At 71.1% G+C, this 14,164-nt stretch carries 11 protein-coding genes; 7 read left to right on the plus strand and 4 right to left on the minus strand.

Annotation, left to right across the window (positions count from 1 at the left end; genetic code table 11):
• Positions 1-2 precede the first annotated feature (2 nt).
• A complete protein-coding gene (locus SPR02S_RS23400; protein WP_019059430.1) occupies positions 3-827 on the minus strand; it encodes a TVP38/TMEM64 family protein in 825 nt (274 codons plus the stop codon).
• Between the two features lie 50 nt (positions 828-877).
• Between SPR02S_RS23400 and SPR02S_RS23405 the strand changes: the two genes are divergently transcribed.
• The 4 genes from SPR02S_RS23405 to SPR02S_RS23425 all read left to right on the plus strand — a co-directional run bounded on the left by SPR02S_RS23405 (position 878) and on the right by SPR02S_RS23425 (position 5,055).
• Positions 878-1,597 carry a DNA alkylation repair protein gene (locus tag SPR02S_RS23405; RefSeq protein ID WP_019059431.1) on the plus strand — a complete coding sequence of 240 codons (720 nt, stop codon included), beginning with the start codon at positions 878-880 and terminating at the stop codon, positions 1,595-1,597.
• Between the two features lie 328 nt (positions 1,598-1,925).
• Entirely contained in the window at positions 1,926-3,095 is a 1,170-nt protein-coding gene (gene tuf, locus SPR02S_RS23415; RefSeq protein WP_019059433.1) for an elongation factor Tu, read from the plus strand.
• A gap of 179 nt (positions 3,096-3,274) precedes the next feature.
• Positions 3,275-4,111: a patatin-like phospholipase family protein gene (locus SPR02S_RS23420; protein WP_019059434.1), complete on the plus strand. Its 837-nt coding sequence runs from the start codon at positions 3,275-3,277 to the stop codon at positions 4,109-4,111.
• Between the two features lie 98 nt (positions 4,112-4,209).
• Positions 4,210-5,055: a spermidine synthase gene (locus SPR02S_RS23425; protein WP_019059435.1), complete on the plus strand. Its 846-nt coding sequence runs from the start codon at positions 4,210-4,212 to the stop codon at positions 5,053-5,055.
• Here SPR02S_RS23425 and SPR02S_RS23430 read toward each other — a convergent pair.
• Entirely contained in the window at positions 5,017-6,372 is a 1,356-nt protein-coding gene (locus SPR02S_RS23430) for an MFS transporter (RefSeq protein ID WP_052347032.1), read from the minus strand. The two genes, SPR02S_RS23425 and SPR02S_RS23430, sit on opposite strands and share 39 nt — an antisense overlap.
• A 74-nt stretch (positions 6,373-6,446) precedes the next feature.
• Entirely contained in the window at positions 6,447-7,463 is a 1,017-nt protein-coding gene (locus tag SPR02S_RS23435; protein ID WP_026150810.1) for a DUF8017 domain-containing protein, read from the minus strand.
• A 153-nt stretch (positions 7,464-7,616) separates the two neighbouring features.
• On the opposite strand from SPR02S_RS23435, the gene SPR02S_RS23440 reads away from it, so the two are divergent.
• Complete coding sequence (locus tag SPR02S_RS23440) at positions 7,617-8,054, plus strand: DUF4442 domain-containing protein (RefSeq protein ID WP_019059438.1); 438 nt, start codon at positions 7,617-7,619, stop codon at positions 8,052-8,054.
• A gap of 95 nt (positions 8,055-8,149) precedes the next feature.
• On the opposite strand, the gene galU is transcribed toward SPR02S_RS23440, so the two are convergent.
• Positions 8,150-9,130, minus strand: a complete 981-nt coding sequence (gene galU / locus SPR02S_RS23445) for a UTP--glucose-1-phosphate uridylyltransferase GalU (protein ID WP_052347037.1) — start codon at positions 9,128-9,130, stop codon at positions 8,150-8,152.
• Positions 9,131-9,569: 439 nt separating this feature from the next.
• On the opposite strand from galU, the gene SPR02S_RS56170 reads away from it, so the two are divergent.
• Together SPR02S_RS56170 and SPR02S_RS23455 are read left to right on the plus strand one after the other, a co-directional pair.
• Entirely contained in the window at positions 9,570-11,354 is a 1,785-nt protein-coding gene (locus SPR02S_RS56170) for an RICIN domain-containing protein (protein WP_019059440.1), read from the plus strand.
• Between the two features lie 260 nt (positions 11,355-11,614).
• Entirely contained in the window at positions 11,615-14,125 is a 2,511-nt protein-coding gene (locus SPR02S_RS23455) for a beta-glucosidase (protein WP_019059441.1), read from the plus strand.
• The last annotated feature ends 39 nt before the right edge of the window (positions 14,126-14,164 follow it).

A 14,164-nucleotide genomic window follows, 5' to 3' on the forward strand; every position in this document is an offset into this window, starting at 1 on the left:
CCTCACTGGGCTCGTAGGTGGTGGCGCTTGCGCCAGGCCACCACCGCGCCGCCCAGGGCCGGCAGGGCGATGCAGGCCATCGCGATCAGGAAGGCCGGCGAGGTCGGGCTGGAGGCGCGGGCACCGGCGACGACGTACGCGGCGGTGTTCGGGATCGAGCCGAGCGCCGTCGCGAGCAGGAACGGCGTCCAGCGCATACGGGAGACGGCCGCGCAGTAGTTCACGCCCCAGAACGGCAGTCCCGGGAAGAGCCGCGCCGCCAGCATCGAGCGGAAGCCGTGCCGGCTGAGCTGGCCGTCCGCCGCCTTCAGCCACCGGCCCCGCAGCAGCGGGCGCAGGGCGTCCTGGCCCAGCACACGGCCCAGGCCGAAGGAGATCCCGGCGCCGAGCACCGTGCCGGCCAGTGCCGCGCCGGTGCCCAGCTGGGAGCCGAACAGCGCGCCCGCCGCGAGGTTCAGCAGGGGGCGCGGTACGAACGCCACGCTGCACAGGCCGTACGCCGCCGCGAACACCAACGCGGCCATGGCACCGCCGAGTTGGGGCGGCCAGCCGTCGGAGAGCAGTCTCTGCGGGTGGAAGAGCAGCACGGTCGACGCCGCCCCGGCGAGCAGCACGAGCAGCAGCGACAGCCGCGACCACGGCGAGAGCAGGGCTCTCGTGCAGCGCGCGGCGAAGCCGGCCGGGATGACGGGCGGCAGAGGCGCTACGGCCATGGCCGCGGGGACGGTCACGACGGCGGCGAGTGCCGTGGCAGGGGCCTGGGGAGTGGCCGTGGCGGTGCCCCCAAAGCGGGTGCCCCCAGAGTCGGTGGCGGCATCGGCGAGCATGTCGGCGACACTAACCGACCTGTGTATGTGATCGCCGTATGGTTCGTCTCATGAGCGTCACAGGTGCGGGCACCGCGCGGGTGCCGGGCAGCGTTCTCGCGGACACCGTGCTGGAGCGGCTCACGGCCACGTACGCCGCCGCGGCCGACCCGGAGCGGGCCGTGCCCATGCGGGCGTACATGAAGGACGTCGCGCCCTTCCTGGGCCTCACCACCCCCGTACGCAGGGCGTTGTCCCGCACGGTCCTGGAGGGCACACCCCGCCCCGACGAGACCGACTGCACCGCGATCGCCCTGCGCTGCTGGGAGCTGCCGGAGCGCGAGTACCAGTACTTCGCGGTGGACTACCTGCGCCGCCATGTGAGGCACTGCACGTCCGGCTTCCTGCCGGTCGCCCGCCACCTCGTCTCGACGGTCCCTTGGTGGGACAACGTCGACGCACTCGCCTCCCACGTAGTGGGAGGCCTGGTAGCCGCCGATCCGAAGCTGGCGACGGACATGGACGCGTGGATCGTCGACGAGGACATGTGGGTCGCCCGCACCGCCCTCCTCCACCAAGTGCGCTACAAGGAGCACACCGACACGGAACGCCTCTTCGCGTACTGCCTGCGCCAGTCCGGGCACCCGGAGTTCTTCATCCGCAAGGCGATCGGCTGGTGCCTGCGGGAGTACGCCTGGACGGACCCGGAGGCGGTACGGGACTTCCTGGCCCGGGAGAAGGGGCGGTTCGCGCCGCTGTCGGTGCGCGAGGCCCTGAAGAATCAGCCCTGAAGAATCAGCCCTGAGGAATAAGCACTGAAGAACATCGGCGCCTGACGTCCCACGTGCTGATAAATCGTTCGACGCAGGGCAAAGCGTCGGCAATGATCGGAGCCATGTTCCGGTTCGCCTTCCACCACGCAGCATCCGCGGTCGCGGATGCTCCGAAGGCTGCCGTTCCCGTGCTCGATCCCGTTCTCCTCGCCGCAGTCGACGGCGCCCGAAGCTGACCCTCTCCGGATCGTCCGGCGGACCCCGCAGGGGGAGGGTCGGCGAGTCCTCGGGGTCCCGTTTTTCACCACTGGGCTTTTCACCACTGGAGAGGCTTCGAGGTACCGCCATGTCCAAAACGGCATACGTCCGCACGAAACCGCATCTGAACATCGGCACGATGGGCCATGTCGACCACGGCAAGACCACCCTGACCGCCGCCATCACCAAGGTCCTCGCCGAGCGCGGCGCGTCCACCTTCGTACCGTTCGACCGGATCGACCGGGCGCCGGAGGAGGCCGCGCGCGGCATCACCATCAACATCGCGCACGTCGAGTACGAGACCGACACCCGGCACTACGCGCACGTGGACATGCCGGGCCACGCCGACTACGTCAAGAACATGGTCACCGGGGCCGCGCAGCTCGACGGGGCGATCCTCGTCGTCTCCGCGCTCGACGGGATCATGCCGCAGACCGCCGAACACGTGCTGCTCGCCCGGCAGGTGGGCGTCGACCACATCGTGGTCGCGCTCAACAAGGCCGACGTGGGCGACGACGAGCTCACCGACCTGGTGGAGCTGGAGGTCCGCGAACTGCTCACGGCGAACGGCTACGGCGGCGACTCTGTACCCGTCGTGCGGGTGTCCGGCCTCAAGGCCCTTGAGGGGGACCCCCGTTGGACGGCGTCGATCGACGCGCTGCTCGACGCCGTGGACACGTATGTGCCCATGCCCGAGCGGTACTTGGACGCGCCGTTCCTGTTGCCGGTCGAGAACGTGCTCACGATCACCGGGCGCGGGACCGTCGTCACCGGGGCGATCGAGCGCGGCACGGTCCGGGTGGGCGACCGGATCGAAGTGCTCGGGGCCGCCGTCGACACGGTGGTCACCGGCCTGGAGACCTTCGGCAAGCCCATGGCGGAGGCCCAGGCCGGCGACAACGTGGCGCTGCTCCTGCGCGGTGTCCCACGCGACGCGGTCCGGCGCGGGCACATCGTCGCGGCGCCCGGCAGCGTCGTCCCCAGCCGCCGCTTCTCGGCGCAGGTGTACGTCCTGTCGGCGCGCGAGGGAGGCCGTACGACCGCCGTGTCGACGGGCTACCGGCCGCAGTTCTACATCCGCACCGCGGACGTCGTCGGCGACATCGACCTCGGTGAGACGGCGATCGCGCGACCCGGTGACACCGTCACCATGTCGGTCGAGCTGGGCCGTGAGGTCCCGTTGGAGCCGGGGCTCGGCTTCGCGATCCGCGAGGGCGGGCGGACGGTGGGGGCCGGGACGGTGACGGAGGTCGGTTGAGCGGCGTCGGTTGAGCGGAGTGGGTGCCCGTCCCTTCGGGGGCGGGCACCCATGCGCGTTCCAGGGCGAGCTGTCCTCTGCGGCCCAGGTCAGGGGCTCGTACCCGGGATTGTCAGTGGCGTGCGCAAGACTTGATCGCGACGGCGGTTGTGGCGAGGCGTGGGGAAGGCGGAGGCACCATGGCGGGCAAGGCACTTGTACTCGGTGGCGGGGGCAGCAGCGGGATCGGCTGGATGGCCGGGGTGCTGTACGGGCTGGGCGAGGCCGGCGTCGATCTCTCCGACGCCGATGTCGTGATCGGTACGTCGGCGGGTTCGACCGTCGGCGCCCAACTGCGGGCCGGCACGCTCGAGGAGGTCTACGAGCGTCAACTCGCCGCCCCCGAGGGCGAGATCCCCGGCCGACTCGGTATCAGCCTGCTGCTCCGCTATGCCTGGGCGACGGTGACCTCGCGTACCCCCGAGGCGTACGGGCGGAAGATCGGCCGTATGGCACTCGCCGCCAGGACACCCGCCGCCGCGGCCCGGCGCGCCGCGATCGAGACCCGGCTCGTCTCACCGGAGTGGCCCGACCGCGCGTTGCACATCACGGCCGTCGACACGGTGACGGGTGAGCTGCGGGTCTTCGACCAGGACAGCGGGGTGCCGCTCGGCGACGCCGTGGCCGCCAGCTGTGCGGTCCCTGGCGTGTGGCCGCCGGTCACGATCGAGGACCGTCGCTGGATCGACGGCGGTATCCACTCGGCGGCCAACGCACAGCTCGCCGAGGGCTACGACCAGGTCGTCGTCCTCGCGCCGATAACCCTCGGGGGTGGTCCCCTGGTGTCCCCGTTGACCCAGACCCGGCGACTGGTGGAGCAGGGCGCCCGTGCGGTCGTCGTCTCGCCGTCCCCGGAAGCGAAGCAGGCGTTCGGCCGCAATCCGCTCGACCCGTCGTTGCGGGCGGCTGCGGCGCGGGCGGGGCGGGAACAGGCGGCGGCGCATGTGGGGGAGGTGGCGAAGGTCTGGGGGTCTTGACGGGCCGACCCGACGAACCCTCGCCCAAGTCCACCCCCGCCCAAGTCCACCCCCGCCGCAGGCCCGGCACAATGGACTCCGTGAACGAGCCACTACCCGTGAACGAGCCGATACCCGTGACCCGGGACGTTGATCACGGGACCGCGAAACTCATGCCCGACGTCGACCGGGAGCGGGCCTGGTTGCTCACCGTCGACGGGGCGCCGCAGTCCTACGTCGACCTGGACGAGCCCACCCACCTGGAGTTCGAGTACACGCGGCGGCTCGGGCATGTGCTGGACACCCTCGCGGAACCGGGGCGCCCGCTGGACGTGCTGCACCTGGGTGGCGGGGCGTTCACATTGCCCCGGTACGTGGCGGCGACCCGGCCCGGTTCACGGCAGGACGTGGTCGAGGACGACCGGGGGCTGCTGGAGCTGGTCACCGAGCACCTGCCGTTGCCGGAGGGCGCCGGTGTCACCGTGCACGGCGCCGATGCCCGCGCCTGGCTCGAAGCGGCGCCGGACGGTTCGGCGGACGTGATCGTCGCCGATGTCTTCGGCGGTTCGCGGGTTCCGGCGCACCTCACGTCCGTGGCGTACGCCCGTGAAGCCGAGCGTGTCCTGCGGGCCGACGGCGTCTACCTCGCCAACCTCGCGGATGCCGCTCCCTTCACCTTCCTGCGGGCCCAACTCGCCACGTTCGGTTCGGTGTTCAAGGAGTTGGCGCTGATCGCGGAACCGGCCGTACTGCGCGGACGCCGCTTCGGCAACGCGGTGCTCGTCGCCGCCCATCACCCGGTCGACACGGTGGCCGTGACCCGGCTTGTGGCCTCGGACGCGTTTCCGGCGCGGCTCGAACACGGGGCCGCGCTGCGGGAGTTCATCGGCGGGGCGCGGCCGGTCCGGGACGAGGACGCCGTTCCGTCACCCGAGCCCCCCGACGGAGCGTTCGGCATCGGCTGATCCGTTCGCGGCCGGTTCCGGCTTCGCCTCTTTCTCCTCTTTCTCCTCAGGCACCGATCCGGTGTGTCGCCGCAGGTTCCGTACCTCCGGCACGCACAGCACCGCCCCCGTGACCACCGTGACCAGTGCCGCGCAGCCCCACAGGGCCGCCGTACGCCCGAAGGCCGATTCCGTCGGGCCCGCTGCCGCTGCCGCGAGCGGCATCAGCGCGATCGAGCCGAACCAGTCGTAGGCCGAGATCCTGGAGAGTTTTTCCTCGGGGATCTCCTGGTGGAGGGCGGTCATCCAGCTCACCCCGAACACCTCCACCGTCGCGCCCGCGACGAACATCACCGCGAAGAGGACGCCGATCGGGACCGGTACCGCGAGGGCGGCGGACGGGAGGGCCAGGGGGAAGATGCCGAGCATGCCCGCGAGGAGCAGGCGGCGGGGTTTCCAGCGGGTCATCAGCAGGGCGCCGGCGACCGTGCCCGCGCCGAACGCGGCCAGGGCCAGGCCCCAGGGACCCGCGCCGCCGAGGCTGTCGCGGGCGACGAGCGGGCCGTAGACCGCGTCCGCCGCGCCGACCACCGCGTTGGCGATGGAGAACGCCACGACGATGGACCACAACCACGGGCGGCCGATGAACTCCCGCCAGCCGTCCCGGAGATCGGCGAGCATGCCGCCGCCCGGCGCACGCGGCGGGATGTGGCTCACGTCGAGGAAGGAGCGGAGTCCGCCGGCCACCGCGAACGCCGCCGCGTCCACCGCGAGCACCCACCCCGGGCCGACCGCGGCGACCAGCGCGCCGCCGAGTGCCGCGCCGCCCAACGACGCGCCCTGCATCGCCATCCGGAACACGGCGAACGCCCGGCCCGCCTGTTCGCCGCTCACCGTGGACATCAGCATGCCCTCGGCCGCCGGGCCGAAGAACGCCTGGCCGGTACCGCCGAGCGCGGTCAGCAGCATCATCTGCCAGATGCGCGGCTCGCCGGTGAGGACGAGCACCGCGAAGGCCGCCTGCGACACACAGCTCAGCGCGTTGGCCGCGACCATGACGTGGTGCCGGGGCACCCGGTCCGAGATCGCGCCGCCGATCAGCAGGAACAACACCAGCGGCAGCGTGCGCGAGGCGGCCACCAGACCCACGTCACCGCTGTCGCCGCCCGCGTCCAGCACCGCGAACGCGGCGGCGATCAGCGCGCCGTTGCCACCGAGGCCGGTCGCCACCGCGGCGGCGGTCAGCAGCGTGTAGTTGCGGCCCGCCCAGTCGGGTCGGCGCGGCCGACGAGGGACGGGTGCGGGGGCGACGGTCACCGGCCGACTATCGCCGCCCATGCCACACCCCGCCAAACGGATTGCCGCCAGAATCAAGCCGAACGGTCAACCACCAAGGGCCGACAGACACAGCGTCAGCTCGTGCTGCCCGTCGGGTCCCCGTGCAGTCGTACGGTGCTCAGGATCTGCTGGATCGTGGCGTCGGGGATCTCCTCGCTGACGCCCTTCGCGCCGTAGAGCGTCCAGGAGACGAAGTCGCCCGCCGAGTTCTTGAAGGCGAACGACGTCGCCTTGCCGTCGGAGGAGCACTTGCCGGACTTCGGGACGCCGGACGTGTACGAGGTCGCGACGCTGCCCGCGACACCCGACTTCGTCGTGTACGACTTCGCCGTGCCGATCTTCAGGTACTTCTTGGACGAGTCCTTCTGGTCCGTGTACCCGCCGAACGCGAACGCCGCCGCGTCGCCGCGCGCGGTGCTCGCGGTGTCCTTCGCGCCGTCCTCGCCCTTGGTGCCGCTCGACGCCAGCGACGAGGTCTCTTTGGTGCCGTCCTTGTTGTCGTCGGACTCGCAGTAGTTCTGCTTCAGGTAGGCGGGCGCCGAGAAGCCGATGTACGGGGAGCCGTCGCCCTTCACCTCGTCCTCGAAGAAGGTGAAGGTGCCCGGCTTGCCGACCTCCCAGCCGGCGGGGACGTCGAAGGCGGTGCCGTACTTCTGGTTGACGACGACCTTCCAGCCCGCGATCGTCGGCTTCTCGGTCTCGTTGCCGCGCGGGTTGTCGTCCGAACCGGAGGAGGAGGCGCTCGGGTCCGGGGACGCCGACGGCGACTGGCTCGACTTGTCCTTGCCGCCGTCCGCCTTGTCGTCCTTGTCGCCGCCCAGGACCAGGTATCCGGTCACACCGGCGGCCACGACGACGGCCGTGGCGGCGATGATCGCGACCAGTTTCGTCCGGTTCCCGCCACCCCCGCCCTGCGGTGGCTGCGGTCCACCTGCCGGGCCCGGCGGGCCCCACTGTGGTTGCTGCCCATAGGGATTGGGTTGCTGATAGCCGGGCTGCTGATACGGATTCGGCTGTTGGTACCCCGGCTGCTGGTACGGGTTGTTCTGCGGGTTCTGCTCGCCCCCGGGCGGCTGCTGTCCTGGCCACATGGGCAGTAACCCTAGTGCGGCGTCGGACACGGTTGGGTCACCGCCCCTTGTCAGGGTCGTACCAAGTTGAAGTGTGACGGGTGTGTGCGCCCGCACACATCTGGCCAGACCTGGCTACCCGTGAGTAACATGCCCTTCATGAGCGCAGATCAGATGTCCATAGGCGAGTTGCTGGCCGCCACGGTGCCGATGGTTCGCACGCTGAACCTGGAGTACCTGGAGACCAGTCCGGAGCGGGCCGTGCTGTCCCTGCCGGACCAGAGCGAGTACCGCAACCATGTCGGCGGGCCGCACGCCGGCGCGATGTTCACCCTCGGCGAGTCCGCCAGCGGTGCGATCGTCCTCGCCGCTTTCGGCGACCAGCTCTCGCGTGCCGTGCCGCTCCCGGTCAACGCCGAGATCGCGTTCAAGAAGATCGCCCTCGGCCCGGTGAAGGCCACCGCGACCCTCGGCCGCCCCGCCGCCGACGTCGTCGCCGAACTCGACGCGGGTCAGCGCCCCGAGTTCCCGGTCACCGTCGCCATTCAGCGCGAGGACGGCGCCGTCACGGGCGAGATGACGGTCACCTGGACACTCCGGCCGAACGGCTGATCAGCTCAACTCGGCTCAGCTCGGCTCAACTTCGTTACGGGGCCCGGTCATCGTCTACGGATGACCGGGCCCCGTGTGTGTGGTGCGGGTGGCGCTCAGGCCGCGATCCGCCCACCCTCGCTCTCGCCGTTCCCGTCGCTTTCGGCGGCCTGTCCGCTCTCCAGTCCCGCCACGAACTCCTTGAGCCACGCGACGAATTCGGGCCCCAGGTCGTCGCGGTCGCAGGCCAGCCGGACCACCGTGCGCAGGTAGTCGGCCTTGTCGCCGGTGTCGTAGCGCAGGCCCTTGAAGACGACTCCGTGGACTGTGCCTTCGGCGGCCAACTCCTGGAGGGCGTCGGTGAGTTGGATCTCGCCGCCGCGGCCGGGCGGGGTGCGCTCCAGGGTGGGGAAGATCGCGGGGTCGAGGACGTAGCGGCCGATGACGGCGTAGCGGCTCGGGGCGTCCTCGCGGGACGGCTTCTCGACCAGGCCGGTGACGCGTACGACGCCCTCCTCGCCGGTCGGCTCCACGGCCGCGCAGCCGTACAAGTGGACTGATTCCGCAGGGACTTCCATCAGGGCGACCACGCTGCCGGCGTACCGCTCGCGGACGTCCAGCATCTGGCTGAGCAGGGTCTCGCGCGGGTCGATCAGGTCGTCGCCGAGGAGGACGGCGAACGGCTGGTCGCCGACGTGGTGGCGGGCGCAGAGCACCGCGTGTCCGAGGCCGAGCGGGTCGCCCTGGCGGATGTGGTGGATGTCGGCGAGGCGCGCGGGATCGCGTACGGCGTCCAGGCGCACGGTGTCGCCCTTGGCGGCCAGCGCCTGTTCCAGTTCGAAGGCGTGGTCGAAGTGGTCCTCGATGGCGCGCTTGTGCCGGCCGGTGACCATCAGGATGTCGTCGAGCCCGGCCGCCGCGGCCTCCTCGACGACGTACTGGATCGCGGGCTTGTCGACGACCGGGAGCATCTCCTTCGGCGTCGCCTTCGTCGCGGGCAGGAACCGCGTGCCGAGCCCGGCGGCGGGTACGACCGCCTTGCGGACCGTGGGCGCGGGGGCGGATGCGGGGGTGGCTGAAGAGTGGGGGGCGATCATGCGGCCCATGGTGGCCCGCGGTGATGAGAGCACCCCGAGAGAAACCTCGGAGTTCCCTGTGTGCCGCCCTTAGTTCGCGCGGGAGTTGGAGATTTGGTGGAGACGCCTGTGGATACCGGCGGTAACCAATCTGAATTCTCCGCGTTTTGAACATCGGTCACTCGAACTCCTTGTTTCCTGTCAGGAGCTTGTGCGAGTGTGAGCCACCCCGTGAGACCGGCCGTCAGTAGGCACCGGAAGCCAATGGTCAGCGTCACTTCCCGCGCCTTCTGACATCTCATAGGTATGCACCAATCAAGCACCTGCTTTCCGAGGGCGGGCATTCCGTGTGCCGCCCTGCGGCTTGGAAGGAAATGGTTCCGTGCAATCCCCCTACCCCCCACGCCCGCCGTTCCCGCCCCGCCCCGGATCGACCCCGGGGGAGTCCGACCGCAATCTCGTGGCACAACTCGGCGATAAGGCGGCGGGCACCCGTGCCGTGGCACTGCTGCTGGCACGTCACTGGCAGGCGACAAGCGAATATGCGGTCATCTGCCTTGCCACCGCCGAGAGTTCGGCGTCCATGGTGGCCAGCGCCGCCTTCCACCAGGTGCTGGCGGGGCGGGCGACCGGCGGCGCGCTGCGTCCCCAACTCCTTGTAGCGGTACGGGAGATGGTGAAGAAGTGGGCGGCGGAGGAGCGAATTGCCGCCTACTTGCCGGAACTTCGTAAGCCCACCGGTGCCCGAGGTCTACGCGCGGCGAGGCCCGGCACCTCGGAAAGGCGGAAGCTCGCGGAACGGGCTTTCGGCGCACTGTCCGGCGCCTCCCAATGCCTGCTGTGGCACACCGAGGTCGAGGCCGAACCCATATCCGTACCGGCCGGTCTGCTGGGCGTGGACGAGGTCACCGCGACCGCCGCGCTGGACCAGGCGCGAGAGCAATTCCGGCAGGGCTGTGCACGTGCCCATAAGGAACTCGCGCCGACCGCGGAATGCCGTCACTACAACCGGCTCCTGGACGTTCCGATCCGCCGCGGCGGCAGTCTGTTGCCCGATGTGCAACGGCATCTCGTGACGTGCCGCTACTGCCGTTTCGCCGCAGAGCAGTTGAGCCATTTCGAGGGTGGCCTCGAAGTGCTGCTCGCCGAGACCGTCCTCGGCTGGGGCGCCCGCCGCTACCTCGACTCACGGCCCGGCCGCGAGACCCCCGAGTCCGCGGCCCGCGCCGCTCGCCGTCCGATGGGCCGCCACCGCCCCACGCCGGACGGTCGGTTGGCCTTCCCGCGCAGGCACCCCAAGGTCGCGCTCGTGGGCGTGGGTCTGACCTCCCTCGCGCTGCTCGCGACCGTGCTCGCCACCAAGGGCTGGACCGAAGGGGGCAACTCGCCTGATCCACAAGTCACTTGGGGTGCGGCCAGTGGCAGTTCGACCCGCCCGAGCCCTGTCGGGGCGCCCTCGTCCGACGGTTCCGCCGCCTCCGCGTCGGCCGCCGGCGCCGACGGGGGAGTCGCGGGAGTCGTCCAGCAGGGCGTGCTGCGCAGCCTCGCCTCCGGCCTGTGCCTCGACATTCCGGGCGGCCAGGTGCGGTCCGGCGCCGCCGTCACCATGGCGGCCTGCTCGACCGCCGGGTCCCAGCAGTGGTCGTACGACCAGGACGGTCTGCTGCGCAGCCTCACCGACCCGGGACTCTGCCTCGACACCGACACCACCGCGCGCACGGTCACTTTGGACGGCTGCCTGGTGCACGCGGGCGAGGTGCACTACGACCTGACGGTGCGCGGCGAGTTCCTGCTCCGCTGGAGCCAGGGGCTGGCCGTCGCTCCCGCGAGCGCGAAGGCCGGGGCGCGGGTCGTGGTGAGGGACCGGGACGGGTCGGCCGGGCAGCGCTGGGCGCTGGAATCCGGCGTCGACGCGCGGGTGAAGCAGGGCGAACCGGACGGAAAGGGGGAGGTGGACGGGAAGAGCGGGACGCCGGGGAGTGGTGCGTCGGCGGGGCCCGGGTCGCCCGAGGGCGCGCCCCCGGGAGACGTGCCGCAGCCGCTTCCCACGGACGTTCCGCAGCAGGGCGACCCGCAGTACGCGCCCCGCGCCGCCCAGGTCGCCTGCTGTGACGAACCGGCGCCGGAGCCCGAGCCCTCGGGCGCCGGATCCGGTGGCGGCGATGTCGATGCCGTACAGCCGCTGACGACGGTTGTCGCGGCTGTCGTGGACACCGTTACCTCCCTCGTCCCGTCCCTTCACTGAGCCACCCGCGGGGCCACCCCACGCGGGTGGCCCCGCAGCTCTTTCACCCTTCGGTTCTTGTCGGCGCGCGGTCGATTCCTGTTCGGGTTATTGACACGAGTCAACGGCGGTCATAGTTTTCCCGCCGCGCCAGTGGTGTCTAACGGGTCGTCAAGTCGGCGTTCGCGCATGGTGAGTTCAGATACCGAACACGGTCCGGGGCATCGAGGCGCACCCGCGGTTCACACCGTCGTGCCCGCACACCGAAGGAGTGACGGCTCATGACCGACACCGTGTCCCGGCGATCCGCCCTGCGACTGCTGGGCGGCGCGATCGCGGTGGCCAGCGCGGCCACCACCGGACTCGCCTCCCCGTCGCACGCGTACGCGCAGGCCAGACCCGAGGCGGGCGCCGGCCCCCGCGTCGAAGGACTCCTGGCGAAGCTCACCCTCGATGAGAAGATCTCCCTCCTGCACGGCGCCACCGACCCGGACTCGCTCGGCCAGGCCGGTTACATCCCCGGCGTCCCGCGCCTGAGGATCCCGCCGCTACGGCTCACCGACGGACCGGCCGGCGTCCGCGTCACCGCACACGCCACCGCCCTGCCGGCGCCCGTCCTGCTCGCCTCCGCCTTCGACCCCGAACTCGCCCGCCGCTACGGCCAGGTCGTCGGCCGCGAGGGCCGCGCGCTGGGCCAGGACGTCCTGCTCTCCCCGATGGTCAACCTCATCCGCACCCCGTACGCGGGCCGCAACTTCGAGACCCTCAGCGAGGATCCGCTGCTCGCCGGTGACCTGGTCGCCGCCGAGATCAAGGGCATCCAGGGCGAGGGGCTCATCGCGACCGTCAAGCACTTCGCGATGAACAACCAGGAGAAGGACCGCGACTCCATCGACGTGCGGGTCGACGAACAGACCATGCACGAGATCGAGTTGCGCGGTTTCGAAGCGGCCGTCGGCGCCGGCACCGGCGCGGTGATGGGCGCCTACAACAAGGTCAACGGCACCTTCGCCTGCGAGAACAAGACCCTCCTCACCGACATCCTGCGGGGCCAATGGGGCTTCGAGGGCTGGGTGATGACCGACTGGTTCGCCGCGCACAGCACCGTCGCCGCGATCACCGCCGGCCTCGACATGGAGATGCCGGACGGCACTTACTTCGGCACGCCCCTCAAGTCGGCCGTACAGAACGGCAGTTTGCCCGAGCGGTATGTCGACCGCGCGGTGCGCCGGATCCTCGGGGTCATGGACCGGTTCGGGCTCCTCGACGGCAGTGTGCCGCCGCGTCCCGCGCGCGACGCGAAGGCGGGCGCGGCCGTAGCACTGGAGGTCGCCAAGGCGGGCGCGACCCTGCTCCGCAACGAGCACCGCACCCTCCCGCTGACCGGCGGCGGCACCATCGCGGTGATCGGCCCGACCGGCACCCTGCCCTTCGTGAGCGGCGGCGGCAGCGCGCATGTCGTACCGGATCACGCGGACAGCCCGCTCGACGCGATCAAGGCGCGGGCCGGTTCGCGGACCCGGGTGACCTACGCGCTCGGCGAGGACCTGTTCGGCAAGGCCATCCCCGTGTCCTCGCTCACGCCCGCCTTCGACAGCGAGGGCCGGCAGGTGGAGGCGGGCGAGACCTGGGAGTACGACGGCTCGCTCGCCGTGACCGGGTCCGACGAGTGGACGTTCGTCCTGCACTTCTCCTCCGCCCCCACCGCCCGCCCCAAAGTCCTCCTGGACGGCGAGGAGTTGTTCCCGCTCGCGGCCGGATACGGCGAGTACTTCTCCGGCGGCCTGGTCTCGGCCGACCCCGACGGCCTCTCCGTCCGCCGCAAGACCCTCACCCTCGCCAAGGGCGCCCACACCCTGAAGATCACCGCCGAGGGCGGCGACGCGGGACTGCTGTTCCGGCTGCGGCGCAGCACCGGCGAGACCCGCGCCCAGGATGTCGCCGAGGCGGTCACCGCGGCACGCGCCGCCCGCGGTGTCGTCCTGTTCGCCTACGAGGACGCCACCGAGGGCGTCGACCGCACCACCCTCGAACTCCCCGGAAACCAGGCCGACTTGATCGACGCGGTGACGGCGGCGAACCCGCGCACCACGGTGGTCCTCAACACCTCGTCCTCGACGTCGATGCCATGGCTGGCGCGCACCGGCGCGGTCCTCCAGATGTACTACCCGGGCCAGGAGGGCGCCGCCGCCACGACCGCCGTCCTGTTCGGCGACTGCGACCCCGGCGGCCGGCTCACCCAGTCCTTCCCGGTCGACGACACCCACCACCCGGTCGCCGGGGACCCGCTCCGCTACCCCGGCGTGAACGGCACCGAGGAGTACTCGGAAGGCATCCACGTCGGCTACCGCTGGTACGACGCGGAGGGCGTCCGACCCCTCTATCCCTTCGGCCACGGGCTGTCGTACACCTCCTTCTCCTACGAGGACGCGTCGGCGCGGTGGAACGGTCACGGGCTCGACGTCACCTTCACGGTCCGCAACACCGGCCGACGGGCGGGCGTGGCCGTGCCTCAGGTGTACGTCGGCCGCTCACCGGAACTCCAACTCGACCAGGCCGTACGGGTGCTGGGCGGCTATCGGCGGCTCGCGCTGCGTGGCGGGGAGCGGCGGCGGGTTACCGTGCATGTCGATGCGCGTACCTTGTCGTCGTGGGACACGAAGCGGCACGCGTGGGTGCTCGGGAGCGGGCGGCGGGCTGTGTGGGTGGGGGCTTCGGCGGGGGACCTGCGGGTGCGGACGAGTGTCGACGTGAAGCAGGCAGCGGAGGGCGCGGTCCACAAGGTAAGGTAAGCCTTACTTAATGTGGTGGAATCGTTGGAGGAGTGCTCT

Source organism: Streptomyces prunicolor NBRC 13075 (assembly GCF_000367365.1).
Lineage (GTDB): Bacteria > Actinomycetota > Actinomycetes > Streptomycetales > Streptomycetaceae > Streptomyces > Streptomyces prunicolor.